26 protein-coding genes and 1 riboswitch are annotated in these 26105 nt (G+C 26.3%); of the genes, 20 read left to right on the top strand and 6 right to left on the bottom strand.

What is annotated here, in order from left to right:
• Positions 1 to 178: 178 nt before the first annotated feature.
• Positions 179 to 2077, top strand: a complete 1899-nt coding sequence (locus ACA135_RS04220; protein ID WP_409197521.1) for a histidine kinase dimerization/phosphoacceptor domain -containing protein — start codon at positions 179 to 181, stop codon at positions 2075 to 2077.
• A 325-nt stretch (positions 2078 to 2402) separates the two neighbouring features.
• Here ACA135_RS04220 and ACA135_RS04215 read toward each other — a convergent pair whose 3' ends face one another.
• The gene (locus tag ACA135_RS04215; RefSeq protein ID WP_409197520.1) at positions 2403 to 3128 is read right to left on the bottom strand and encodes a transposase; all 726 of its coding nucleotides are present in this window, start codon (positions 3126 to 3128) and stop codon (positions 2403 to 2405) included.
• Between the two features lie 334 nt (positions 3129 to 3462).
• On the opposite strand from ACA135_RS04215, the gene ACA135_RS04210 reads away from it, so the two are divergent.
• The 15 genes from ACA135_RS04210 to ACA135_RS04140 all read left to right on the top strand — a co-directional run bounded on the left by ACA135_RS04210 (position 3463) and on the right by ACA135_RS04140 (position 19259).
• Complete coding sequence (locus ACA135_RS04210; protein WP_409199047.1) at positions 3463 to 5496, top strand: hypothetical protein; 2034 nt, start codon at positions 3463 to 3465, stop codon at positions 5494 to 5496.
• 624 nt (positions 5497 to 6120) lie between these two features.
• Entirely contained in the window at positions 6121 to 8769 is a 2649-nt protein-coding gene (locus tag ACA135_RS04205) for a hypothetical protein (protein WP_409199046.1), read from the top strand.
• Positions 8770 to 8955: 186 nt separating this feature from the next.
• On the top strand, positions 8956 to 9663 hold the full coding sequence (locus tag ACA135_RS04200) for a zinc-ribbon domain-containing protein (RefSeq protein WP_409199045.1): 708 nt from the start codon (positions 8956 to 8958) through the stop codon (positions 9661 to 9663).
• 2 nt (positions 9664 to 9665) lie between these two features.
• Positions 9666 to 10166, top strand: a complete 501-nt coding sequence (locus ACA135_RS04195) for a zinc-ribbon domain-containing protein (RefSeq protein ID WP_409199044.1) — start codon at positions 9666 to 9668, stop codon at positions 10164 to 10166.
• Positions 10147 to 10977: a hypothetical protein gene (locus ACA135_RS04190; protein WP_409199043.1), complete on the top strand. Its 831-nt coding sequence runs from the start codon at positions 10147 to 10149 to the stop codon at positions 10975 to 10977. Before ACA135_RS04195 ends, ACA135_RS04190 begins: the two co-directional genes overlap by 20 nt.
• Before the next feature lie 31 nt (positions 10978 to 11008).
• Entirely contained in the window at positions 11009 to 11599 is a 591-nt protein-coding gene (locus ACA135_RS04185; protein WP_409199042.1) for an MrcB family domain-containing protein, read from the top strand.
• Between the two features lie 25 nt (positions 11600 to 11624).
• Positions 11625 to 12440, top strand: coding sequence for a tyrosine-protein phosphatase (locus tag ACA135_RS04180; RefSeq protein ID WP_409199041.1), 816 nt, complete (start codon positions 11625 to 11627; stop codon positions 12438 to 12440).
• Between the two features lie 89 nt (positions 12441 to 12529).
• Positions 12530 to 13288, top strand: a complete 759-nt coding sequence (locus ACA135_RS04175) for an exodeoxyribonuclease III (protein ID WP_409199040.1) — start codon at positions 12530 to 12532, stop codon at positions 13286 to 13288.
• A 30-nt stretch (positions 13289 to 13318) separates the two neighbouring features.
• A complete protein-coding gene (locus ACA135_RS04170; RefSeq protein ID WP_409199039.1) occupies positions 13319 to 13726 on the top strand; it encodes a hypothetical protein in 408 nt (135 codons plus the stop codon).
• Positions 13727 to 13741: 15 nt separating this feature from the next.
• Complete coding sequence (locus tag ACA135_RS04165; protein WP_409199038.1) at positions 13742 to 13933, top strand: hypothetical protein; 192 nt, start codon at positions 13742 to 13744, stop codon at positions 13931 to 13933.
• Between the two features lie 121 nt (positions 13934 to 14054).
• Positions 14055 to 14705 (top strand): hypothetical protein, encoded by a 651-nt coding sequence (locus tag ACA135_RS04160; RefSeq protein WP_409199037.1) that lies wholly within the window; start codon positions 14055 to 14057, stop codon positions 14703 to 14705.
• A gap of 168 nt (positions 14706 to 14873) precedes the next feature.
• The gene (locus ACA135_RS04155) at positions 14874 to 15512 is read left to right on the top strand and encodes a hypothetical protein (RefSeq protein ID WP_409199036.1); all 639 of its coding nucleotides are present in this window, start codon (positions 14874 to 14876) and stop codon (positions 15510 to 15512) included.
• A 242-nt stretch (positions 15513 to 15754) separates the two neighbouring features.
• A complete protein-coding gene (locus ACA135_RS04150; protein WP_409199035.1) occupies positions 15755 to 16222 on the top strand; it encodes a hypothetical protein in 468 nt (155 codons plus the stop codon).
• A gap of 261 nt (positions 16223 to 16483) precedes the next feature.
• Positions 16484 to 16579: riboswitch (Fluoride riboswitch) on the top strand.
• Positions 16580 to 16796: 217 nt separating this feature from the next.
• Positions 16797 to 17330: an inorganic diphosphatase gene (locus tag ACA135_RS04145; protein ID WP_409199034.1), complete on the top strand. Its 534-nt coding sequence runs from the start codon at positions 16797 to 16799 to the stop codon at positions 17328 to 17330.
• A 435-nt stretch (positions 17331 to 17765) separates the two neighbouring features.
• Entirely contained in the window at positions 17766 to 19259 is a 1494-nt protein-coding gene (locus tag ACA135_RS04140) for a transposase (RefSeq protein WP_409197796.1), read from the top strand.
• Positions 19260 to 20233: 974 nt separating this feature from the next.
• On the opposite strand, the gene ACA135_RS04135 is transcribed toward ACA135_RS04140, so the two are convergent.
• Both ACA135_RS04135 and ACA135_RS04130 read right to left on the bottom strand, forming a co-directional pair.
• A complete protein-coding gene (locus tag ACA135_RS04135; RefSeq protein ID WP_409199033.1) occupies positions 20234 to 20446 on the bottom strand; it encodes a hypothetical protein in 213 nt (70 codons plus the stop codon).
• Entirely contained in the window at positions 20415 to 20732 is a 318-nt protein-coding gene (locus ACA135_RS04130; RefSeq protein ID WP_409199032.1) for a hypothetical protein, read from the bottom strand. The genes ACA135_RS04135 and ACA135_RS04130 overlap by 32 nt, the downstream gene beginning before the upstream one ends.
• Before the next feature lie 697 nt (positions 20733 to 21429).
• Between ACA135_RS04130 and ACA135_RS04125 the strand changes: the two genes are divergently transcribed.
• Positions 21430 to 22575: a cation:proton antiporter gene (locus tag ACA135_RS04125; RefSeq protein WP_409199031.1), complete on the top strand. Its 1146-nt coding sequence runs from the start codon at positions 21430 to 21432 to the stop codon at positions 22573 to 22575.
• Positions 22576 to 22643: 68 nt separating this feature from the next.
• Here the strand turns inward: ACA135_RS04125 and ACA135_RS04120 are convergent, their stop codons facing one another.
• Entirely contained in the window at positions 22644 to 22778 is a 135-nt protein-coding gene (locus tag ACA135_RS04120; protein WP_409199030.1) for a hypothetical protein, read from the bottom strand.
• A gap of 25 nt (positions 22779 to 22803) precedes the next feature.
• Positions 22804 to 23115, bottom strand: a complete 312-nt coding sequence (locus tag ACA135_RS04115) for a hypothetical protein (RefSeq protein WP_409199029.1) — start codon at positions 23113 to 23115, stop codon at positions 22804 to 22806.
• Between the two features lie 247 nt (positions 23116 to 23362).
• Between ACA135_RS04115 and ACA135_RS04110 the strand changes: the two genes are divergently transcribed.
• Positions 23363 to 24151 carry an exodeoxyribonuclease III gene (locus ACA135_RS04110; protein WP_409199028.1) on the top strand — a complete coding sequence of 263 codons (789 nt, stop codon included), beginning with the start codon at positions 23363 to 23365 and terminating at the stop codon, positions 24149 to 24151.
• A gap of 40 nt (positions 24152 to 24191) precedes the next feature.
• Here the strand turns inward: ACA135_RS04110 and ACA135_RS04105 are convergent, their stop codons facing one another.
• Complete coding sequence (locus tag ACA135_RS04105; RefSeq protein WP_409199027.1) at positions 24192 to 24494, bottom strand: hypothetical protein; 303 nt, start codon at positions 24492 to 24494, stop codon at positions 24192 to 24194.
• 179 nt (positions 24495 to 24673) lie between these two features.
• Here ACA135_RS04105 and ACA135_RS04100 point away from each other — a divergent pair, with 179 nt between their 5' ends.
• Positions 24674 to 24982, top strand: a complete 309-nt coding sequence (locus ACA135_RS04100) for an aldehyde dehydrogenase family protein (protein ID WP_409199026.1) — start codon at positions 24674 to 24676, stop codon at positions 24980 to 24982.
• A 258-nt stretch (positions 24983 to 25240) separates the two neighbouring features.
• Positions 25241 to 25924: an NADPH-dependent F420 reductase gene (gene npdG, locus ACA135_RS04095; protein WP_409199025.1), complete on the top strand. Its 684-nt coding sequence runs from the start codon at positions 25241 to 25243 to the stop codon at positions 25922 to 25924.
• Positions 25925 to 26105: the final 181 nt, after the last annotated feature.

Genomic DNA, 26105 nt, shown 5'->3' with positions numbered 1-26105 from the left:
TAATAAGATTTATAATAAAACAAACCTTTTATAATTAATCCCTAAAAAAACTAAAACCCTTACTAAAATTATAAATTTATATATTAAAAACTTAAAATAGTATAGTATAATAAATAAAAAGAAAAGTAAATTTTTTAACAATTATTTTTAATCCTTATTTTTTCAAAAGAGTGATTTGATGGTAAAATTAACATTAGTAGACCAAGACGCAAACGAAATAAATCATGCAATATTCAATCAAGAAAATTTTTATAATCCATCAGAATATATAAAAAACGATTACCAAAACATAAATGTAGATTCACAAACAAGAAACTTGATAAATAGTATGGAATACAAAGTAGACATACTTTTACCATGGCATGATGGAGAAGACTTTATAATAACAAAACCAGATACATTAGCAGATTTACTTCAAAAATATGGTGGATTAGACGATCCATTATCTTTAGAAGGAAGATTATTCACAAGAGTATTACCAAAACTAGGAGAACTTGCATATCCTCAAATATTTCGAGAAGTGCTAAAGGCAGGAACATTCTATCATTGCCGTTTATTAGAATTCTTTAAAAAAGAAGTAATAGAATCTTACACTCAAATTATAGTACCATACAATAATATGATATTACTTTTAACAAAAAGAGAAACAGAATTCGATTTAGTGTTTCAACAGGAAGAACATGATTTATTTGAAACAGCACCATCACCAATGGCAATAATCTATCAAGGAAAATTCGTAAGAACCAATACAAAATTCTTAGATTTAATAAATAATTTTCAAGATCAAGAAACACAAATTAATAAATTAAATGTAGAAACATTCTTCACAAGTGATAAATTCGAATTTGAAGGAGAAAAATCCACAGAAGCTTTACAAACTTTTATACAAATTCAGGACAGAGATGTGTACAGTCATGTGTGGACAATTAAAAAATATTTTGCAAACGGAACAGCAAAATGGTTAAATGTACAAGGGATACCTGTAAATTATAAAAACAAACCAGCTGTACAAGTTGTATGTGAAGATATAACAAAAAGAAAACTTGCAGAAGAAGAAGCTTTCCAATTAAAAAAGGACTTAGAAGTTGTAGCAAATGATGGTTTAATTTCAGTAATGCATTGGGATCCAATAAATGGTTTCAGATGGACAGATGAAATTTACTCTATATTGGAAGAGGAACCAGAAAACTTAGAATTAGGAACAGATATATTACTATCACAACTTTATGGTGATATGGAAGAACAATTAAGAGTAAGAAGACTTATTGATCAAGCAATAAAAGATAAATCTAGTTTTACAACTCAACTTTCAATACAAACTAAAGTTGGGATAAAAAATATTAGTTTAAGTGTTCATTGTTATGGACCAGAAAAAACTGGAGTACCTTACTCCACAGGTTTCATACAAGATATATCTGAAGTAGTACAATTACAACAAAGTTATAATAATTTAGAAATAAGTTTAGAAGATAAAAATGTTATTCTTCGAGGATTATATCAAAGATTTAAAAATAATTTACAAATTATTTTAAGCTTCTTAAGTTTAGATATGCGATTCAATCCTAATGATCCTGATAAAGTTGTAGGTTCTACTCGTGATAGAATTAACAGTATGGTGTTAATTAACGAAAGTATGTATCATTCATCAGATTTAGTTCATGTAAACATGGAACATTATGTGGAATCTGAAGTAACAAGTTTACTTTCAAGTCACAGAGCTGGTAATATAAGACCAATTATTGATGTTGAATCCTTAGAATTCACTATGGAAGAAACAGTTCCTGTTGGATTACTTATAAGTGAATTCTTATTAAACAGTATTGAACATGGATGGGAAGAAGGAGAAAAAGGAAGTTTCATGGTATCACTTAAATCAGAAGGGGAACACATGACATTAATCGTTGCAGATGATGGTAAAGGTTTACCTGATGGTTTCTCAATTGAAACTGCAAATAGTTTAGGATTTACTATAATTGATAGTCTTATAGATCAATTAGAAGGTACAGTTAAACAGTTAAATCAAAGAGGAGCAGCTTTCCAAATTGAATTTGATAGATTTGAAAACAGTAAAGTGTAATTAATTTCTAATTTTTTATATTTTATTACTATTTTTTCTTTTTTTAATAAATTTTTGGCTCTGTAGAAACCCTATTTTTGAGGTATTTTTGTTGATCTGTAGAAGTTGTAGAATGTGTTTTTGAGTTTGGTTTCTTTATTTGACAGTTTTAGGCTTCTGCTGTGATTTGTTCCATTAAATTTTCTTTTTTACCACGCTGAATACGCATTCTATGTTATTTCTTTTTCTGTATATTTTGGGTCGGAATATTGTGGGGCTGTTGGTTCTGTAGTGTCCGTTTTTGGCTCTTGTTTTTAATGGTATTTGGTCAAATGCTCCTACTTCTTCATTTTATACATTTTCTTATGGGTTCTGTATCGTATGCTTTGTCTGCAATTATGTAATGTGGTTTATATATTTTTATGTTTCTGATTGATTGTTTTGCGAAGTGTGTGTCATGTCTGGGGCCTCTTTGGACTTGATCATCAAGAATTAGTTGTGTGTCAACATTGATTGCAATATGGTTTTTCACATAGCTTTTTCGTTCTTTACGTCGTATTTTCGCGAAATATTTATCGGCATAATCATTGGTGAATCCTGATCCGTCTAAAGCAATGTTTCCACCAGTTAAAGTGAATTTTGATAATATTTTCTTGTTTAATTCTTTAAAGCTGGTTTCAGATATTCTTTTAAAGAATTTCTGAATTGTTGTATAATGTGGGACGGTTTTTAATCTTAAAAATTTTAGTAACTTATCGGATAATTGCATCCACTCAATTATTTCACGATAGGTCATTTTTGAATACATTTTAAGAGCTAAAATAGTGAATAATTTAGGCTGTGTGTATAAATGATTACTGAAATAATTGGAATAATCATTTAAACATGCTTTAGCATAGTTATATACTTTTTCAGCATATAGCAGCATGTGATTACCTGATAATTCAATATTACCATTTTTAGACTGACGATTTAAACAGTTTTCTAATGGTTTTTCACATTCAAAATCCAAAAGGTTTAACTGTCTTGAAAACAAAATATGATATGGAGAAAAGGTTTTTTTAGTAAACATAATAATATCTTTTCTCCATTTAACTATTAATACTTTATCATAACTTATTTTAAACATCTTAAGTAGTATTTCAAGTGTAAGTTGCTAAAACCACCTTAAAATTCTTTAAAAAACAAATAAAGAAAACCAAAAAATAAAAAACACCCAAGTACAAGTTCAACTGAAAAAATATTTTAATAAAAATATAGGATTTCTACAGAGCCAAATTTTTTTAACTATTTTTTTAATAATTTTTAAATACTATAAATAAGTATATTTTAAAATATATCGATATGAATATTCTTATCGGTTGAACTTTTTTATAATAAATAAAGAATTATAGGGTAATACGATAATGAAAACTAAAAAACCAATACTAATTTTAACGTTAATACTACTAATATTTTTATCATTAACTTCAGTATCAGCTTCAGATAACCTTAATATTAATAATGTAACAATTAATAATACAAATTCTGATATTCTAGCTAATACTGAGTTAAATGAAGAATCAAATAATATATATGTATCATTAAATGGAAGTGATACAAATGGAAATGGGAAACAAGACAATCCTTATCAATCCATAAATTATGCAATTAATAAATCTACAAGTGGAAGCACAATAATCCTTAATAATGGGGAATACAGTGGATTGAATAATACTTATATAAAAATAAATACTACTTTAACAATTACTACAACAAACCCTAATCTTCCAACAATAATAAATGGGGCAGGAACCACTGATAGTATAATTACAATAAATGAAGGGGGAATTTTAACACTGAAAGGTTTAACCCTTACTAATGGGTATAGTGATGAAGGTGGAGCGATAAAAGTTAATTCACGAGGAATAGTTATTATAGATGATTGTAATTTCATAAATAATAAAGCTAGTCGTGGAGGATTCATGTACAATTTTGGAACCTTAACCTTAAATAATTCACAAATAATAAATAACACTGCAAAAGAATTAGGTGGAGGATTAAAAAATTGGGGTAAAGCCACAATAACTAATACTTTATTTATGAATAATTATGCAGATTCCACTGGGGGAGCAATCTATAATTTTTATTTCCCTATGCAAATAAATAATTGTACATTTAAAGATAACAGTGCAAAATTCGTAGGTGGAACCATACATAATGTAGGAAGTTTAAACCTAAAAAATAGTGTGATAAATGGTAGTCGCTCATCAAATAGTGATGCAGGAGCAATATGTAATGATATTTATGGAGATAATATTGGATCATGTAATATAACAAATACAATAATAACCAATTCTTATGCAGCTAAAAATGGTGGAGCAATCTTTAATAATGAAGTACAAAAATTAACATTAACAAATTGTACAATAACAAATTCTCAAGCAAGATATGGTGGAGCAATTTATAATCTTGCAGATTTAACCCTAAATAATAATACAATGAATGGTTGTACAGCTAGTGACTTAGGAAATTATATTTATAATTTAGGAAATATTAAAACAACTATTATACGATTTGAAGCTTTACAAAACAATATTGATATTAATAAAACTATTAAATTAACTGCTAACTTAACTGATGATAATTTTAATCCAATAACTAATGGAGTAATCACATTTACATTAAACAATACATTACTAGATTATTGTAATGTTACAGAAGGTATTGCAAGTATAAATTACACTCCAAAATCTTATGGTGAATACATAGTAAGTGGAGTGTATTCAGGAAGCAATACAATTGATTTTAAATCAATAATCTTTAACTCTACATTAAAAGTTACAAATAATACAGTAGTGAATACTAATTTAAAAGGTGAAGATTTAAAAATAATTTATGGAACTCCAAAAAATTATACAATAAGATTAACCGATGAATTGGGTAATCCTGTGATTGGTCAACATATTGCTTTAAATTTAAGTAATCCTATTAATGGTTTAAGTAAAATTTATTGGGTTAGTAGTGATACTTTAGGATTTGAAAGTTTGGAAATAAACTTAGCACCAGGTGAATATTTAGTTAATGCTTATTTTGATGGTATAAGTAATTTTAATTCTAGTAAAACTAATAATACAATAATTGTTAAGAGCAATTTGGATAATAAGACTGGTACTATTTTAAGTGCTAATGAATTTAATCATCCTTATAATGCAGGATGTAATTTTACTGGTAGATTAACTGATGAATTGGGTAATCCTGTGATTGGTCAACATATTGCTTTAAATTTAACTAATCCTATTAATGGTTTAAGTAAAATTTATTGGGTAACTACTGATACTAATGGTGAATATCAATTAGAAATAAACTTATATAAAGGTAATTACACTGCAAAGGCTTCTTATTCTGGTAATGATTTATATTTATCTAGTTATTCTAATGCAAATATTATTGTAAATTAATTTTTTTTATTTTTTTATTTTTTTTAAATATTAAGTAATATAATTTATTCTAATTTTATTATTATAAGAAAATTTTTATACAATTATAGACTTAAATTAATAATGTATATTTTTTAAAAATTTATGAGGAAAACATTGTTTTTTCTTAAATTTATAAAATATCAAAATTTTTTATGACTTTAAATATAAGGAGGTTAAAGTATTAAGTCTAAAAAACTATACTCATTAGTTTTAATAGCATTACTTGCATTTGCAATATGCATATCTGTAGATACAGCATTTGCAGCAGATAATACTAACACTACTAATGCGGATAGTACTAGTATTACACTAGATGACGCATCAGTTAATGCAGTTTACTCATCTAATACTACATTAGGTAACTCAAATCTTGAAACAATACAAAATCAAGAAACATTAACTGCAGAAAATGCAAATTCTATATATGTAAGTACAACAGGTAGTGACACTGATGGAACTGGATCATCATCTAATCCATACCAAACTATCAACAAAGCAGTTAGTTCTGCAACAGGTGGAAGTACAATATACTTATATGATGGAACTTATTCTGGTACAGGAAATACTGGTATTACAATTAATAAAGATTTAACAATTACATCCATGGATAAAACTTTAAATACAATAATCGATGGAAGTAACAGCAACCGTTTATTCACCGTTACAGGAAACTCCAATGTTACATTTTCCGGTTTAATCTTCACACATGCAAGAGCAGATTATGGATCAGCAATTTATATAAATGACGAAAACAATTATGTTAATGTTAATATTTACAATTGTACCCTAACAAATAATTATGCTACCATTGCAGGTGGAGCAATAGCAATAAATGGTAAATACACAAGCAAAGATGAAAGCAGTAAATTCATCATTGAAAACAGTACATTAAGCAATAACTATGCAAGTCAAAAGGGTGGAGCAGCTTATGTAGAACGTGGTGGATTAAGTGTAAGACACACTGATTTAATAAATAATAGTGTTAACAGTAATTTGAATGCTAAAAATGGTTTTGGTGGAGCAATTTATAATAAATTCTTAACATGGTCTTATGGATCCAACTTCATTAATAATACAGCATATAATGGGGGAGCAATATACTCTACACAAGGACACCTTTACACTTATTATAATAAAGGTGAAAACACTATATTTATGAACAATGTTGCAACTGGAAGTGGAGGAGCTATCTACAAATATAATGTTAATGGTACCTCACGTATAAACAATACTTTATTCTTCAACAACACTGCACAATATGGTGGAGCTATTGCAACTATTGGATCTTCAAATTTTACTGATGTAATAAACTCTACTTTTGCATATAATACTGCAACCGTATATGGTGGAGCTGTTTATAATAATGCTATTTCACAATTTAGTGCATCTTACTGTGCATTTTATGGAAATAATGCACCTGAAGGTAAAAGTGTTTATAATAATGGTGGAACCTGTAGTGCAGATTACAATTGGTGGGGAAATAATACAAACCCTCAAAAAGATGGAGATATAAACTTTAAACCATCAACTTGGGTAATAATGGATATGACCACCACTGATAATGGTAATACTGTAAGTGTTACAGCAAACCTTAACAAATACACTACAACTGGTTCAGATAAAAAGAATTTAGAATATTACATCCCATTTAATACAGTAACATTTTCTGCAACAACTGGAAGTATAAGTCCAACAAGTGCAACACTTGAAAATGGAACATACACTGCAACATACTACAAATCTAATGAAAACAGTAATGTAAGTGCAACCATAGGTTCACAAACTATCACTGAAACAATTAATGGTACTGGTGTAGTTTTAAATGTAAACAATGTTACAGGTGATGTGTTAACAAGTACTCATGTAACTGGAACATTAACTGATAATCAAGGTAACCCTATAAGTTTAGGAAATGTAACATTATCAATTAATGGAGTAAACATTAGTACAGTAAATGTAACCAATGGAACTTATTCAATTCCAATAACATTAACTGCAAGTGGAGAATACACATTCTATGTAACTTATAATGGATACAAAAATACTTATGGAGTTACAACTACTGCTGGAAAATTAAATATTAAAGGATTACCAACAATAATCAAAATAGATGATGTTCAAGGATCACTTGGAGATACTGTAACCTTAAATGTTTATGTAGTAGATGAATCTGGTTATGATGTTAAAAACGGAACAGTTAAAATCCATATCTACGATCAGGATACTTTAGTAAATGTATCTAACGGAGTAGGAACTGTTCAATACACTATCATAGAACCATTAGGTCAATATCAAATGACTGCAACCTATTTAGGTAATGAAGTTTATGAATCCTCAACTGGATCTGCAAACTTAGTAGTTACTAAAGAAAAAGTTGTAATAGATGTTCCAACAATCAATGGTGAAACTGGAGAAACTATAACAGCAACTATTAATGTAACTAACCGTAATGGTACTCCTTTAAATGGAACAATAACAGTTAAATTCTATGGACAAACAACCACACTTAAAGTAGTTAATGGTCAAGCAAATTATACTGTAACCTTACCTAATGAAGAAGGTAACTTTAACTTAACCGTAACTTATCTTGAAAATGGAATTTATGATAACACTACTAAAACTGTTGTAGTAGGTGTTGGAGTAACAACCACAGTATTAACTGGTGAAAACTTATACATTGTTTATGGTAATCCACAAAACTACACTGTTAAATTAACAGATTTAAATGGTGCAGTAATTGTAGGAAGACATATAGCAATTAAATTAACCCGTGTAAGTGATGGGGCAAGTAAAACTTACTTTAGTACAACTAGTAGCACTGGTACTGCAGAATTAGAAATTAATTTAGCACCCGGATCATACACAGCTGAATGTTCTTATTCTGGTGAGACTGGTAAATTCTTACCAAGTACTTGTAATAATAATATAGTTGTTCAAAAAGAAGCAAGTAATAAAACTTTAACAGTATTAACTGCTGATAAGTTCAATGAAACTTATGGTGCAGGTCAAAACTTCACAGGTAAACTTTTAGATGCAAATAATAGACCATTAATAGGTCAACATGTTGCATTAAAATTAACCCGTTTAAGTGATGGTGCAAGTAAAGTTTACTGGGCTACAACTGATACTGATGGAGCATACCAATTACAAATCAACTTATACGCTGGTGAATACACAGCACACTGTTCATATGATGGAACAAGCAGATATGAAGCTTCTACAGCATATAACACTATAACTGTAACTGCTTAAATTAAGTAAAAATTTACTTAATTTTCTTTTTCTTTTTTTTTTAAATATTTAAAATATAATTTCATTTGATTCATAAAAATCTTTTTTTTCTTGAAATATATAAAAAATTTTTTATAAAACTTATTAATATTACTAATTATAAAAGTAGATATAATTATAAGAAAATATTATGGGGGTTTATATAAAATGAGTGATGAATCAAATGTTCAATGCACTAGATGTGGATATTTAAATGAATCTGATGCTAAGTTTTGCTTAAACTGTGGATATAAATTAGGTGAAAATAATTTAAATAAACAAAAATGTCCAAAATGCGGATATTTAAATGAATCTGATGCTAAGTTTTGCTTAAACTGCGGAGGCAAACTTAATGTAGATTTATCTTCAACAAATATTAATACTGATAATACGAATCTCAATTCTAATGAGGATAATAAAAATTTACATGATGCTGATGCTAAATTTAACAAAGAAAATAAAGATTTAAATATTAAAAATAAAGCTGAACCAATAAGTAATTCTAATTTAAACCAAAAAGGAGAATCAGTTAGAAATATTGATAATGTAAATTTTGAATCCACTAAAAATAATAATGTTAATCCTAATCAGATACATAAACCTTTAAAACATAAAAACAAGTTTTTAAGTATACTATTCGCGGTAATTTTTATAGGTGCTGGTGCCTGGTATAATAAGCAAACAAAAAGAGGTTTACTATACTTTATTTTAGCAGCAATAATTTTCTTTTCAATAGGAGTAAATTCAAATATGACTGCTTTTCTCATAATTATATACTTTGTTCAAATTATTGATGCATATTCATCTGCAAGTGAAATAAATAAAGGGGAAGAACCTAAATTATTAAGTTTTATTAAAGTACCTAAAGGATGGTAATTATGGTTAAATTTTGTACTGAATGTGGATATAAAAATGAAGACATATCTAAATTTTGTGTAAACTGCGGTCATCCTTTTAAAAACATGGATGCATTAAATTCTGAAGATGTAAATAGTGAAGATTTAAATAAATCTAATATTAATAATGAAAGTTTAGCAAATGAAGAATCTAAAACTGATAAACCTGAAGAATTAATTGATACTGTGGGATCTGTTGTTGATGAAAAAGATGACTCAGAAGTCACTGTAGATTTAAATAATGAATCTGATGAATCTAAAAAATCAGAGGATATTGAGGAATTAATTGATACTAAAAAACCTGTTACCAATGATAAAAATGATGTATCTGAAGAAACAAAGGAAAAAATTACTAATGTGATTGAAGAGAACAACAAGCCTGAAAAGAATATAAAAGATAATGAAAATCAAGAGATAAATGATAAGTTTGGTGTTAAAGTTAATTCTTATTTTTGTCCCGTTTGTGAAAAAAAAATCTCTTAATCAGTATAAAAAGAATGGTTTAATTAAAAATTCTTATACATATTATTGTCCTGATTGTGGTTTGAAATTTAGTAAAAATATGCATGCTTATAATTTAAAGGATATTGAAAATAAGGATAATGCTGTTTGGCTTAAGTATAATAATCAAAGTTTAACTAAGGATGAATGGTACCGTATTTTTAAGGGTGGAATTTCAGATAAGGAGCAGAAAGTTTTAGATAAAGAAGCTGCTAAAAAATTAAAGTTAAAACGTGAAGGTGAAGAAAAAGTTAGAAAGGAGAAAATTAAACAAGCAACTAATGTATTGCCAATGCTTATACCTAAACATCCTGAATTATTAAAACCTATTACTACTAGTTCTATTATTCTTAAAAGGGGTGAAATTGCATATTTGGATTTGGATAATGTGATTTTATTAGAGCCTAGGGCTGTTAGAACTAGTACTGGTGGTTATGGTGGTGGTTCTGTTCGTGTTGCTAAAGGTGTTAATATTCGTTTAGGTGGGGCTCAAGGTCAGAGTAGTTCTCGTGATGTTTTAACTCAAATTGATTCTGGTAAACTTATTTTAACTAATAAACGTATAGTTTATACTGGTAAATTAAAGTCAAGTAATATTCCTTTTAGTAAAATTATGAATTTAACTACTTATAGTGATGCTTTAAAAGTTCAAATTGAATCTAGGGCTAAGCCTCAATATTTTAAGGATACTGATAAAAGTGTTAAATCTTTTAAGTATACTAATGAATTAGTTAATGTGAAATTAACTAGTAGTATTTTAAAGGCTATGATTTTAACTTTAATGGAGAATTAAATAATATATTTTTTTGGGAGTGTGTTATATTTTGAATAGTGAAAATTTTAAGGATATCTTATTAAATTATGAAGATGAAATGGATATATCTAAAAGTGAAAGTGAATTTGTTTCTAAGATTGAAGATGAATACTGTGATGATTTAAAATCAAGTATTCATAGTATTGTGGATGAACCTGAAGATTATAAGGTTAGTATTCATACTGGTCGGAAGAATTGGTTGAATGTTCCTTTTGCTATTATTTTTAATTTAAATGCTGGTGATTCTTATAGGACTGGATTGTTTTTAGGTTATAGTTTTTACCCTAAGAGTAATCGTTTATATGTGAAATTAGATCAAGGTTGTAAAGGTTTAGCTGGTAATATGGATTTACTTTTTATTCGTGGTGAAAAGTTACGAACTTATCTAGATGATGTACCTGAAGAATTTAAATTTAATCCAAGAAAGTGTGCTGCTGGAAATATTGTAGGTAAAGAATATAAGTTAGATGAAATAAGTGATGAATCCTTAAATGAAGATTTAAAATACTTAATTGATACTTATGAATATTTAATGCCTTACTATGAAAAAGTAATACAAATACCAACTAATACTTTAATAGAATCATTAAAATCTGAATAATAAAAATATTAGGATAAAAACTTTTATGAATACAAATATAAATAAAATCCCACTTGAAGGATTATATAATACAAGAGATCTTGGAGGAATACCAACATTAGATGGTCACAAGATTAAACATCATCGTTTAATTAGAAGTGGAGTGTTGAAAAATGCAAGCCCACATGATCAAGCGGTTCTCATTGAAGATTATGATTTACGTTTAATAGTAGATTTACGTACAGGAATTGAGATAAGTGAAACACCGGATCCTTACTTTCCAACAGTTAAAGTAATAGTGAATCAAATATTGGAAAATCCTGGAAATGTTTTAATTCATAGTAAAAGTCCAAATATTGATAAAGTTGAAACATTACTTGGAAGTTTTAAATCAAAAGGATTAACTCCTGAAGAGTATATGATGACATTATATGCTGATATGGTAAACAGTAAATACTCTCAAGAACAGATAGGTAAATTCTTAAAAATAATTATAAATCATGAACATGGTAGCACTTTATGGCACTGTAATGAAGGTAAAGATCGGACTGGGGTTTGTACGGCAATTTTACTTGCTTGTTTAAATGTATCCTTAGATGTTATAGTTGAAGATTATCATATAACTGGACATTTTATGCATGAAAAATTTAAGGCAACTATAAGTAAATATAATATCAAACAGGAAATAAGTCCAGAATTACGAAATGTATTATACACAATTTTAACTGCTAAGGAATCTTATATTTTAAATGTTTTCAGTACAATTAATGCTTATTATGGTGGTTTAGATAATTATCGTAGAAATTTTTTAGGAATAAATGATGATGAAATAATGAAATTAAGACAAATGTATTTAGATTAAAAAATAATATGTTTATGAAAAACTTTATTAATAAAAAACTTAAAAATGTACATAATAAGTAATATATTTTAAGGGAAAAGTTAAACACAATGAAAAATTATAAAATAATGTCATGTAATTTAAATGGAATTAATGCAGCTTTCCTTCGAGGCTTTGAAAAAGTTGTGAAAGAAGTTAATCCTGATATTATTTGTGTACAAGAAGTTAAAACACCTGAGCATAAATTAAAAGATAAAGTTCGTAATATTCCCGGATATAAAAGTAAATTTTACACTAGGGAACGTGGAAGATCTAGTGGAGTAGCAATATACACTAAAATCAAACCAGAATTAGTATTATGGGGATTAGGAATAGAGGATGGTAAAGAAGGACGATTGCTCCGTTTAGATTATGATGATTTTGTTTTAATCAATGCTTATGCTCCTAATGGTCATAGTGAAGAAATCATTAAACATAAAATAGATTTCATATATAACACGTTCCATTATGTAGTAAGCCTACGCCAACAAGGACATAATGTAATACTCTGTGGAGATTTTAATGTAGCACACACAGAACAAGATTTATATAATCCTAACTATACTGGACCAGGATATTTGCCTGAAGAGCGAAAACTATTTGATGAATTAATAGATTCAGGATTTATAGATACATACAGAGTATTCCATCAAGAAGATAGAGAATACACTTGGAGAAGTTCAAGATTAAGAGAATATGAAATCCAAGGTGGATTTAAATTTGATTACATATTTGTAAATAAAAAATTACAAAAGAATTTGAAAAATGCATATATGTTAAATTATGAATTATCAGATCATGACCAGCTTATATTAGAATTAGAAATATAAAAAAAAATTTTTAAAGGATGTGTTGAAAAAATGGAAACAGTGTTTAATGTTGAAAGATGGAGAAACTGGGCAAATGGATCTTACTCACTATTTTATACTTTACCTGATAATGGTAGAGTTGGTGTAGTGACAAATGATTCTAGTGAAGATATTTTAGTTTTCAAGAAAGACAGAAATAGTGATAAAGTTAATGTTGAATCAAATAAGATACAAGAAATTAGATTACAACCTGTAGTAGATATAGTTTTCATCATTAATGAAAGAAATTTTGATGAAGTATTAAATGATGATACCTTTAAAAGATTATCTGAACTATTAAAAGAAGGTTTAATTAGTATTTTTTCATTAATGCCTCTAAATGAATTAAATCAAAAAGATTACACATTATTTTTAAGTTCACTAGGCCTATCTTCTAGTGAATGTGTTTTATGTAATTAATAGGTTAGTATAAAAATGTTAAATGAAGATAAAGCATTTGAACAGAAAATTAAAGGACAAATGACTAATGGTACATGTCCTTGTCAAATGACAGATTTAAATCCACAAAAAACTAGTTTACATACTGTAACCTGTCGTGTATGTGGTAAAACATTTAAAACTAATAGTCAAGATGATATTTGCTTTTCATGTAAGAAAAAATCTTAAAAATAAATAGACAATTTTTTAATTTTTTTTCTTAAACTTTTTTTTAAAAAATTTTAAATAACACTTTTATTATATTAATAAAGTAATAGTAATTTACAATTTAAATGGAGGTGTTTTTAAAATGGATTTTAATCTAGATTTTAATACAGATAATTCCATTAAAAGATTTGGATTACCTGTAATAATTGGGATAATAATTACCTGTTTATTAGGATTTGTAGGACATAATACCTATGGAATCATTATTGGAGCCCTTATTATGGGTTTATTAACAATAGATGAAATGACTGATCTTGGAATAAATAGTGTTATAGTGGCCGTTATATCTGTACTCATTATAGACTTCGCTATTGGGGGTTATAATGGATTCGGATGGTTAGTATGGGATTTAATTATTGCAATTATATTAGCATTCATATTCGGATGGTTAGGAGTTCAAGCTAGAGGAATGAATGGTGAAAATACTTTAGTGGCTAAATATCTTCTACCTTTAATTTTCGGTTTAATAATCACAATCTTTTTAGGAGTATTCGCTCACACATTCTGGGTAATTATAATCGGTGCTCTTATAATGGGATTCTTAAGTGCTAATGAATTAGGTGATCTTGGTTTAAACAGTTTAATCTTAGGTCTAATCTCAGCAATTGTTATTGATTTCGCATGTGGAGGTTATAATGGATTTGGATGGTTCATATGGGATATCATAGTAGCAATAGTTGTTGCATTTATTTGTAGTAATATTGGAGCAAGAATTAAAGATTACTACTATTAAAAACAAAAATTTTTTTTATACTCTTTTTTATTTTTTTTCAGTTTTATTCTTAAAAATTAGTTTAAATTCTCTTTTTAATATTTATCTTAGATTTATTTAGGAAAATATATAAGTAATAACCTTTATAATTTAAAATTAATCATTAAATTTAATGTGGGGGTGAAAATTGTGGAATCTAACAAACTTATAATAATCTGTTTGACAGTTATTTTGTGTTGCTTAATAGTGGCAGGTACAGTATTTTTAGTTTCTGGTTCTGGTATAAATCTTTTTTCACAAGAAGAAAAGATTTTAGCTACAGGAGATTTGAAATTAAATCTGACTGGTTATAATTATAAATTAGTCTCTAATCAATCTACTGGTTCAGGTTTTACTGAAACATATAATGTTAATGGTCAAGGTGATAGCTTCACTTTAACTATTACAGTTTCATCTGATAATCCTAGTAGTTCTAGTGCTGTTGCATCTACTCAATATTTAAATGGTAAGAATTATTTAATCCAAATGAGTGGAGGTAATCAAGAGCATAATACTCAAGGTTATTTAGAATCTTTAATTATAACTAAAGGTTCTCAGAATCAGGGAACAACTAGTGATTCTGGAACTTCAAGTTCTAGTAGTTCTTCAAAATCTGTATCTAAAGATACAAGTTCTAGTAGTTCTAGTAGTGGTTCCAGTAGTGGTGTTAAAACACGTTACTGCACAACTCATGGTAGAGTAGTTACTGATGGATCTAATACTTGTCCTTTATGTGTGCAAGAAGGTTTAGATAGTAGAACTGTTAAAGGTTCAACTGAATATGTATAATTAAATTTTTTTTTACTTATTTTTTTATTTTTTAATTTAAAAGATTAATTTTATTAAATATTTATACTAATTTAATTAATAATTTAAATTTTTTCTATATGGATATAATATAAAGATATTTATATTAAAACAATTATAATTATTTATACTTATAATTTATACTTTAATAATAAAATTATTAACTTATATATAAATAAGTTCCATAAGTATATTTTTATTTAAAAAAATATGGAGATTTAAAAATGAAGTTCAACTTAAAAAATTGTATTAGTTTAATCCTACTTGTAGGTGTAATTGCAGTAGCAGGATCTTGTGTTGTATTTGCAGCAGATGCTACTTTAGATGATGGAAGTACTTTCACCATACCAACAGGTTTCACTCTTAATTCATCTAGTGAAACTAGTATGGTGAGTATTTCAAACGAAGCTGATGGAATATTCATTAGTGTAGGTTCAGATGCTGTTAAAGTAACAAAAGATACTTGGGCAGATAAAGGTTTCACATTCAAAACTGAAAAAAACATAACCTTAAACGGAGCTACAACAACTGAAGAACAATATGATAATTCAGGTGTTCCATTCTACGTTTACTATGTAACTAAAGAAGACACAAAATACACTATCATTGTTGCAATGGAAGATAATGCAGATTGGAATGTTCAAGATACTGCAAATCCAGTAAACAGTATAGTTAAAACATTAAAAGCATAAAATCTTAAATTTAAACTTTTAAGGATGATATTAATTTTAAATCCTTAAAAATATTCTTTTTTTTTAATATTTACATCTTAAATCTTAATAGATTATATTAATCATTAAAATTTAAATAAAAATATTTTAGTTAATACTTAATTCAATTAATATGCATATTAACTTTTAAACCATTACCACTTTCTTTTAATATATTAAGCTTATTTTGGCAAAGCCCCTATTTTTTTTAAGAAAACTTTTATATAATAAAAAAATCTAAAATATAATTAAGGTGATGAAGTTCACCTTTTAAAACAGCCAGACTAATTTTTTTATATATTAAATAATTTTTTTCTGGATAATGACTTCTACAACAAAAAATGTAAAATTTTTTTATAAAAAAAATGAATTATATATTAAATATTTATTCATAAATAAAAGAAGAATTATTATCCAAAAACATGAACATTAAAATTTTTTTTGAAATTACTAATTCTCGTATTATTGAAAATTTAAATATTTAATCTATATGAATTTTTATAAAAAAAAATTTTCATTACCCACTAAAAAAAAAGATTAATGGAGAAAAATTATTATGAATAACTTATGGAAAACAATTAAACCCGGTGAAAATGTACCTGAAGAAGTTAATGCAATCATTGAAGTTCCTAATGGTTCTAGAAATAAATATGAATACAATATAGAAATTGGTGCTTTTGAATTAGATAGAGTTCTATATTCACCTGTCCATTATCCAGTAGATTATGGTTTCATACCACAAACAATATACGATGATGGTGATCCAATGGATATAATGGTTTTAATGGATCAACCAACTTTTACAGGATGCTTAATTAAAGCTCGCCCAATTGGCTTAATGAAAATGATAGATACTGGGGAAAAAGATTTTAAAATACTTGCAGTACCCTGTGATGATCCAAGATTTAATGAAATCAAAGACATTTCAGATTTACCTGAACATATACCTAAAGAAATCAGTCACTTTTTCAGTGTATATAAAAATTTACAAGGAAAAAAAGTTGAAGTTCTTGGATGGGAAGATGCTAGTGTTAGTAAAAAAGAATTAACATACAGTATTGATTTATTTAAAAAGGAATATCAAAAGTAATTATTTAATTAATTATTTTTTAAACAAGGGAAAATTAAACATATTTTTCCAGGTGATGAAGTCCACCTACAAAAAAATTTTTTAAAAAATTATTAAAAACTGCACATAAAAAAAGCTAATGTTTACTTAAGGGGCTGTCCCATAATTAATTTTTTCTTTTTTTACTTTTTTGATTTTGTTATTTTTCTTATTTTGTATAAATTTTGATTGATAGAAGTTGTTTTAGTTATTCTATCGTTTAGAAATAGTTAATTATAAATGTGTGGATTGATAAATAGTTTAATAACGACAAAAAACAAAAACCAAATCCACATTACTTTTTTATGTGTTTTGTGGCATTTAAATTTTTTGGTTTTTTTTATACTGTTTTTTTGTGGTTTTTAAAATTTTTTTTTTATACAAAATTGAAAAAAAGTAGGGGTAGGTTTTGATTTTATGGTTTGTTGTAGTTTTAAAGCTGATTTGCAGGCTGATTTTATTTTAAATGTTCCTGGGTATAATTTAAAGGATGAGGGTTTGGTTTTTACTGTTAAATTTATTGTGAGTAAGTTTAAAGAGGATTTTCCTTCTTTTTTTGAAGATTTTAATATGGGTCGTGGTCGTCCTAAAAAGTATTTGCCTGATGAATTATTGGGTTTGTTTGTTTGGGGTGTTTTTAATAATGTTTTAAGTTGTAGGAAATTAGCTGATTGGTTAGATAATAATGATGAGTCTTGTAATTATATTTTAAATAATAAGAAGCCTAGTAAATCAACTATTTCACGTTTTTTTAAATATAATAAGTTTTTGATTGGTGAATTATTTTATTATACTGTGTTTTTGGGTTTAAAACTTAAATTGATTGATAATAATTGTGTTGCGGTTGATGGGACTATTTTAAAGGCAAATGCTAATAATTTTAATTTAATAAAAATTGAGGAAATAAATTTCCTAGAAAAACTGATTAAAAAATATTCAGATAAGAAAAGTAAGAATAGTACATGGTTTAAATTAAGAAAATTCTTTCAAAAAGGTAAATCATGCCTAGATTTAAAACCTTTAGTGGATAGGATAGATGAAAATTTGAATAAGAATGGTTTGAAACTTTTAAAAACTTGTTTAATTAGTAAAAGTAAATTAGACTATGTTAAGGGTTTTCTAATTTTTTTAAAAGAAAATTATGATGGTAAGCATACGATTAGTTTCACGGATCCTGAATCCCGTTGGATGAAAGATAAAGAGGATAAAATGGGATTAAACTATAATTATCAAGTTGCAGTGGATAGTCACAATGGAATGGTGGTTGCTGAGTATTTAACTCAAGCTCCAACTGATCATCATCAGATGCTTAAAATGATGAAAATGGTTGAAGAAAATTTAGGTCAAAGACCAAAATTTTATTTAGCAGATAATGCATATTTAAACAATCAAGCACTAGAACACGCTTTCATTAATGGTTCCATACCATTAATCCCAAATCGAGTGGAAAGCATGAAACATAAAAAAGGAAATAAAATAAAAAGCTATAGTAAAATTAATTTCATTTATAATGAAAAGGAAGACAATTATATTTGTCCACAAAACCAAATACTAAATTATCAGCATAATCGAAAGATTAATAATGTGTTTTATCGTGTTTATTCTACCAGTAGGTGTAAAATTTGTAAATTCCACAATGATTGTACAAAAAGCAGAGTCCGGGAAATAATGGACAGAGAACACCCATTACGGAGTAAATTAAGACAAGATTTCAACTCAGAACTAGGGGAAAACATGTATCAAAAAAGAGCACCCTTAAGTGAAGGATACTTTGGATCTCTTAAAAAAAATTATAAATGCAAAAAAGTAGAACGCAAACACCTTAAAAATGCAAAACACGAATTAACACTTAAAGCAATAGCACACAACATACAAAAAATACATAAAAATTTAAACACAACACTCATTTAAAAAAAACATCACATATAAAATAAATAAAAAAAATAACAAACCTATTTAATCTAATCTACAATTAAATAAATCAACACTTAATAAACAGAAGTTTACTAATTAAAAAAATGGTTAGGTGCTATTTCAAGTGTAAAATTAACATAAATACACCCAAAAACAGCACATCCCCTCAATTTTTTCTAAAAAAAATTTTCACTTATGGGACAGCCCCCTTAACATTTTTTTTTATTTGCTAATGACTTCTATTTTTTAAAAAAAATGTGAAAAATTTAAAGGTTGGGAAAAACTTAATAATTTTTAAAATTTATTTTTTGTATAAGTAAAAAAAATTTAAACATTTTTTTATTACCTCTCAAACAATAAAGAAATTAAGTTTTTTCAATAAAGAATTTTAATTAAATATTTAATTTAAAAAAATTTCTTGTATCTAAAAAAATAATATTTTGAAAATTAAATAATAAATAAAAATAGGCTTTGTAGAAACCCTATTTTTTTGGTAGTTGTGTTGATCTGTGGATGTTGTAGATTAGGTTTTTGAGTTTTGTTTCTTTGTTTGATAGTTTTAGTGTTCGGCTTCGGTTTGTTCCGTTAAATAGTCTTTTGATTACGCTGAATACTCCTTCTACATTGCTTCTTAGACTGTATATTTTGGGTCTGAAGATGGATATGCTGTTAAGTCTGTAATGTCCTTTTTTGGCTCCTGGTTTTAATTGGTATTATGGTTGAAAGCTCCAGTGTATTCGTTTATACATTTTCTTATGGGTTCTGTGTCGTATGCTCTGTCTGCTAATATGTTAATGATGGGTGATATTTTTTTTGTTTTGTCTTATGGAATTGATTGCGAACTTGGTGTCGCTTCTAGGTCCTCTTTGAGTTGCATAATTGAGGATTAAACGAGTTTTTATGTCTATTGCGATATGGTTTTTAACATAGCTTTTTTCGTTTCTTTGGCTCGTATTATTGCATAATATTTGTCAGCATAATCGTTGGTGAATCCATGATCCATCAAGGGCTATTATTTCTCCACTTATATCATGTTGAGATAATATTAATTGGTTGATTTTTCTTAAAGTACCAGATGGTAGTTTTTGGAAAAATTTTTGGATTGTGGTGTAGTGTGGGACCTTTTTTATTCGTAAATATTTAATTATTTGGTCAGATAATTGTAAAAATTGAGTTATATTCACGATATGTGCTTTTTGTATAAATTTTAAGTGCTAAAATAGTGAATAAAACTGGTTGTGTGTATAAATGATTGCTAAAATAATTAGAATAAGTATTTAAACTTATTTTTGCATAGTTAAATGTGGTTTCAATGAATTTTAACAGTTGATTATTTGTTAAATCTTCATTATGATTTTTTAAATGTCTTTTTATAAAATTTTTTGCAGGTTTTTCAAAGTTAAAATCCGAAAGATTTAATTGCTTAGAAAACAAATAATTACTTGGAGAATGGATGTTTTTATTTGTCATATTAATATTTATTCTCCATTTTAATATTAATACTTATTCTTTACTTATTTTAAATATCATAGGTACTATTTCAAGTGTAAAGACTTGAAACCTTCTTAAAACTTCTTAAAACTAAATTAAAAGAAATCGAAAAAACAAAAACATCAAGGTACAATTTCAATTGAAAAAAAATTAGAAAAAAAATAAAGGGTTTCTACAAAACCTAAAAATAAGAAAAATTATTAAACCATAACTTTTTAAAAAGAAGGTAAAGAGTAATTTATTCTAAAAAATAAAAAGTTTTTACTATTTAGTTTCTTTTTTTATAACCTCACTCCTAAAAAGGACTAAAAAATTTTTTAAAATTAGAATTAATGTTCTATAAATTCTTTTTAATATAACTAAAAATATTTTTTAAGGTAGAATATAAAAAATTTAATTTATAAAAAAATAAAGGATATGGTTTTAATAATTAAAAACAATCTAAATAAATAAAATATAGATTATATAAACGAAAAAGCTTAATTAAAACTAAAATTTTTTTTAACTTATACTAAATAAAATAAAATTTAAGAAATATTTTTATTTTACCCTCCCTTCCTTTTTACATTTTTTCACCATAAAAACACCCTATATTTCACAATCTAAAGATCTGTTAGATTAGTGAAATTTTTTTAATTTAATAAAAATAATCAAAAAAAATGGAGGCCCATTAATAATGGCTGATATATTTCCTTTAATTTTAGGAATATTAATATTACTAGCTAGTTTAATCTCAATACGTGCTGGAATATCAGTTACAGTTATTGAAATTTTACTTGGAGTAATCGTTGGAAACTTAGGTTTCTTTCATGCGGAATCATGGATGTTATACCTTGCAAGTTTTGGAGGTATACTTTTAACTTTCCTTGCAGGTGTAGAAATAGATGTAAATATGTTGAAAGAGAATTTTAAAGAAAGTTTTACTATAGGATTCTTATCGTTTTTAATACCTTTTGCTGTTATATTTGTTTTAACATATAATATTATAGGTTGGGGTTTAAATCCAAGTTTACTTACAGCTACAGCATTATCTGAAACAAGTATAGCTGTAGTGTATAGTGTTTTAGCAGAAAAAGGATTATTTAGTGAGAAAATTGGTAAACTTATTATGGTTGCAACTTTCATCACAGATATGTGTACTGCTGTAGCATTAAGTGTTTTGTTTGTCAAATTTGACATATATACTGTAATATTTTATGTAGTTTCAATTGTTGTACTTGTATTATCTTATTACCTTTCAGATTATATATTTAATAATGTTAAACTTAAAAATAAATTAGCTGAAATTGAAATCAAATATATTTTCTTACTATTGTTGATATTCATATTCTTTGCTAGTTTAGGTGGAGGTCAAGCTATATTACCTTCTTTTGTTTTAGATGTGATCTTATCTAGATACTTTAAAGAAAACCGTGGAGATTTAAATGTTAAATCAAGATTTAAAACAGTTGCATTTGCTATATTAACTCCTATATTTTTTATAATGGGTGGTATGAAAGTTTCTATACCTTTGATTTTATCCTCTTTTGGAATTTTCATTGTGATGTTTGCTCTACGTCAATTAAGTAAGTATGTAGGTGTTTATTATGTTAGTAGATATTTCCTTAAATCTAATTATACTTATGTTACTTTGATGATGAGTACTGGTTTAACATTTGGTTTAGTAGCAGCTTTATTTGGTCTTAATTCTGGATTAATTAATCAAACTACTTATAGTGTTTTAACTGGAGTATTAGTTTTAAGTGCTGTATTACCAACATTTATGGCTGAAAAATGGTATCCTCCAATACATAGTGAAGATATTGTTGAAAGTGAAATGTGATAAAAATAAAATTTTTAATAAAATTTTTATTTATCCATTTTTTTGTTGAAAATTAGTAAAATTTTAGATTAAATATTGTCATTTTCATAGTTGAAAATATAATCTACAGTTTGTATAAGGTTAGTTTTCTTTTTAACTTTTTTATTATTCTTTAATTTATCTTCTTTTTTTATTAAATCCTTATTTTCCTTATTATTGGACATAATAATTATTTCCATGTTTTAATTTCTAAAATTTTTTAAAAATAGTTAAATTTTTGTTAATTGTTTTAATAAAATCTTGTAATTGATGATATAAATTTATTCTAAAATTCTTTATATAATGTTTTCTTTGATTTATTCTACTTGCAAGTGTATTGATGTATAATACTTCAGATATGCAGTATACAAGAAGTAAACCAATGTTTAATATTGCGAATATAGTTAATAAGAAGTATTGAAAATGGTGTGTTTGTTTTTTTTCTCCTTTTAATTTTGTCCCACATTTGTAACAGTAAACTGATTCAAAATCATTTATGGTTTGACATTTTGGACATTTCATTTTATACTTACATCCTTTACTTTTTTTATATAATGGCATCCATTGTTTATTTTATTAAATTGTATGTTCTTATATTGTTTATAGGTTAAATATTTTGTTATTTAATTTTTTAATTATTTTAGTAATTTATTTTCGAAATTATTAAAAGAAATGAATTATAATATAATATTTATTCAAAAGTTATATGTTAAAAATAATTTAAATTTTTTCTATTTATAAAAAAAAGTTTGGAATAAGGTGATTTTTTTTGATTGATTTTGATTTTAAAATTATGAGTTGTAATCTTAATGGAATTAAAAGTGCTAAACGTAAAGGTTTTCTTGATGTTGTGAGTGGTGAAAATCCTGATATAATTTGTATTCAAGAAACTAGAACATGTTTAGATAATTTACCTGAAGATTTAATTAATATTCCTGGTTATATGAATGTTTTTTATAGTAATCCTAATCCTGTTTTATGTGGTGTTGCTATTTATAGTAAAGTTAAACCTTTAAGTATTCAGTCTGGTTTAAATATTGAGGAGGATATTGAGGGTCGTTTGTTACGTTTTGATTTCCCTGATTTTACTCTTATAAATGCTTATATTCCAAGTGGGAGTAATAAGTTAAGGTTACAGCATAAGCATGATTTTGTTTATAAATTATTTAATTATGTTAAAGATTTGCATGATGAAGGTAAGAATGTGATTCTTTGTGGTGATTTTAACATCGCTCATGATAAAAGAGATCTTTATTTTAAAGAGTTTAAAAGTGCTGGATTTTTACCTGAAGAACGTAAGATGATTGATTGTTTCCTCAAGAGTGGTTTTAAAGATGCTTTTCGTGAATTATATCCTGAGGAGGAAAAGTTTTCTTGGATGTCTTGGAGAACTCGTAATAATCCTAATTTAGGTGGGGGTTTACGTCTTGATTATTTCTTTGTTAATGATGGTTTAATGGATTCTGTTGTTGATTGTGAGATTAAGGATTTTAACTTATCTGATCATTGTCAATTGTTTTTGAAATTAAATTTGAAAAAGGAGAATGTTGAGGATTAAATTTTTTTATATTTAATCCTAATTTTTATTTTTATTTTTTTTATCCTATGTTTATGTTTACGTGTAAGAATATTAATCCAAATAGTAGTATGTTTAGGAGTAATATTATTATTCCGCTGTTTTCATGTTTTGGATAGGTTATTATGATGTAGTAACTTAGTAGTAAGCTTAGTGTTATTGTTATTAGGCTTAGTGGTATTGGTTGTGTGTTGTTGCCTATTATGATTTGTGATATTGGTATTATTGAGAATAGTATTAGTAATGAAATTATTGTTATTAGGTAGTTTAGTCCTATTATTGTTTTTTCTTTTTTTGGTGTTGGTGTTTGGTTTTTTTCTTTCATAGTTTATTTTTTCTTTTTTTTATCTTATTTAGTTTTAATGGTTTTTTTCTAAAAATTTTTACTAACAATCGTTAGCTTTATATAGTATTTATTACAAAATAAAAACTAACAAGTGTTAGTATATATTTTTTTTAATAAAAAAAATAACATTTGATAATAAAAATCATGGAGATAAAAATATGGAAACAACAAGAATAAGAAAAACAGAAAATGATGTTCAATATGAAGAATTAATTGATGAATACATAACAAGAGGATACAAAACAGAACAAAGAGGAGAAAAAACCTGTAACTTAATGAAACCTAATTATGGATCAACTCCCTCCCATTTAATAGTAGCAATACCTGCTGGTGCACCATTTGGAGGTTGGAAACAATCTGGTATTGGTCGTGAAACCCATAAAGTTATCTTAGATCATTATACTCAAATGAAAAATATAATGATTAATTTATCCGAAAATCCATCTGGATTCTACCCTAAAAAATAAACAAATCAATACCAAAAAAATTAGTTAATAAAAAGGAATAAATAGAATTTTATTTGGAGAAAAATAAATTCTTTCCACAATAATTTTTTAATAAAATCAATTTTTTTCTCCAAATTTTCTTTTTATACTAAATTGAATTTTTCAAAAAAACCCTAAAAAATATTTAATAAAAAACATAATTTATTAATACCCCCTTTTTAAATATAATAAAATATATAATAATATCAAATTTCATAAATGTAAAGGAGAAAAATTTCTATGATTAGTGTAATTGGAGGAACTGGTCCTCAAGGATTAGGTATTGCTAAGAGATTAGCTATTGCTGGTGAACCTGTTATTGTTGGTTCTCGTAAAGAAGATAAAGCTTTAAAGATTGTTAAAGAAACTAAAGAAGAATTAAAAGATTATGATATTGCTGATATGACTGGTATGGCTAATGAAGATGCAGCAAAAGCAGGAGACATCCTTATACTTACTGTACCATTAGTAGCTCAAACCGCAACCTTAAAAACTATTAAACCATTCGTTGAAGGTAAAATCTTAATTGATGCTACAGCACCTTTAGAAGCAGCAATTGGTGGTAAAGCATCCTGTATTCTTGATGTATATGAAGGATCTGCAGCAGAAAGAACTGCACACATTCTTGCTGGATGTGATGTTAAAGTTATCGCAGCATTTAACAATATAAGTAACAGCCTATTATTAAACATCCCTAATGATATTGACTGTGATTGTTTAATGGCTGGTGATGATAAAGAAGCTAAAGCCGCTGCAAAAGAAATCATTAACAAATTACCTGGAGTAAGAGTAATTGATGTTGGTAAACTTGAAAAAGCACATTTAATTGAAACAATAACACCATTACTTATTGGATTAAACATTAAATACAAATCCCAATTCGGTGGAATACGTATAACAGGAATACCAAAACTTGATGAATAATAAAAAATTTTTCATGATTAAAAGAAAATAAAAGTTATTAGTTAGAAAGAAATTTTATCCTTTATAAAAAAATCATACCTTTATATAAAAACTTTAAATTTCAAAATAAGTCACCTCTTATTTTATTAAAAAATAGAAAAAAATTTTATTACTAAAAAAACTTTTTTCTAACTTTAACTAT

Origin of the sequence: Methanobrevibacter acididurans (assembly GCF_046197875.1) — an archaeon.
Lineage (GTDB): Archaea > Methanobacteriota > Methanobacteria > Methanobacteriales > Methanobacteriaceae > Methanobrevibacter_A > Methanobrevibacter_A acididurans.
The sequence above is the reverse complement of the archived record's forward strand: the minus strand, read 5'-3'. Positions and strand labels throughout refer to the sequence as shown.

Bases quoted from the DNA above. Each gene is read 5' to 3' on its own strand.
- ACA135_RS04210 (WP_409199047.1), top strand. From the start codon at position 3,463: ATGAAAACTAAAAAACCAATACTAATTTTAACGTTAATACTACTAATA.
- npdG (WP_409199025.1), top strand. From the start codon at position 25,241: ATGATTAGTGTAATTGGAGGAACTGGTCCTCAAGGATTAGGTATTGCT.
- ACA135_RS04115 (WP_409199029.1), bottom strand. From the start codon at position 23,115: ATGAAATGTCCAAAATGTCAAACCATAAATGATTTTGAATCAGTTTAC.
- ACA135_RS04170 (WP_409199039.1), top strand. From the start codon at position 13,319: ATGGAAACAGTGTTTAATGTTGAAAGATGGAGAAACTGGGCAAATGGA.
- ACA135_RS04165 (WP_409199038.1), top strand. From the start codon at position 13,742: ATGTTAAATGAAGATAAAGCATTTGAACAGAAAATTAAAGGACAAATG.
- ACA135_RS04205 (WP_409199046.1), top strand. From the start codon at position 6,121: ATGGATAAAACTTTAAATACAATAATCGATGGAAGTAACAGCAACCGT.
- ACA135_RS04160 (WP_409199037.1), top strand. From the start codon at position 14,055: ATGGATTTTAATCTAGATTTTAATACAGATAATTCCATTAAAAGATTT.
- ACA135_RS04145 (WP_409199034.1), top strand. From the start codon at position 16,797: ATGAATAACTTATGGAAAACAATTAAACCCGGTGAAAATGTACCTGAA.
- ACA135_RS04125 (WP_409199031.1), top strand. From the start codon at position 21,430: ATGGCTGATATATTTCCTTTAATTTTAGGAATATTAATATTACTAGCT.
- ACA135_RS04130 (WP_409199032.1), bottom strand. From the start codon at position 20,732: ATGACAAATAAAAACATCCATTCTCCAAGTAATTATTTGTTTTCTAAG.
- ACA135_RS04215 (WP_409197520.1), bottom strand. From the start codon at position 3,128: ATGTTTACTAAAAAAACCTTTTCTCCATATCATATTTTGTTTTCAAGA.
- ACA135_RS04220 (WP_409197521.1), top strand. From the start codon at position 179: ATGGTAAAATTAACATTAGTAGACCAAGACGCAAACGAAATAAATCAT.
- ACA135_RS04200 (WP_409199045.1), top strand. From the start codon at position 8,956: ATGAGTGATGAATCAAATGTTCAATGCACTAGATGTGGATATTTAAAT.
- ACA135_RS04105 (WP_409199027.1), bottom strand. From the start codon at position 24,494: ATGAAAGAAAAAAACCAAACACCAACACCAAAAAAAGAAAAAACAATA.
- ACA135_RS04180 (WP_409199041.1), top strand. From the start codon at position 11,625: ATGAATACAAATATAAATAAAATCCCACTTGAAGGATTATATAATACA.
- ACA135_RS04150 (WP_409199035.1), top strand. From the start codon at position 15,755: ATGAAGTTCAACTTAAAAAATTGTATTAGTTTAATCCTACTTGTAGGT.
- ACA135_RS04140 (WP_409197796.1), top strand. From the start codon at position 17,766: ATGGTTTGTTGTAGTTTTAAAGCTGATTTGCAGGCTGATTTTATTTTA.
- ACA135_RS04120 (WP_409199030.1), bottom strand. From the start codon at position 22,778: ATGTCCAATAATAAGGAAAATAAGGATTTAATAAAAAAAGAAGATAAA.
- ACA135_RS04175 (WP_409199040.1), top strand. From the start codon at position 12,530: ATGAAAAATTATAAAATAATGTCATGTAATTTAAATGGAATTAATGCA.
- ACA135_RS04195 (WP_409199044.1), top strand. From the start codon at position 9,666: ATGGTTAAATTTTGTACTGAATGTGGATATAAAAATGAAGACATATCT.
- ACA135_RS04100 (WP_409199026.1), top strand. From the start codon at position 24,674: ATGGAAACAACAAGAATAAGAAAAACAGAAAATGATGTTCAATATGAA.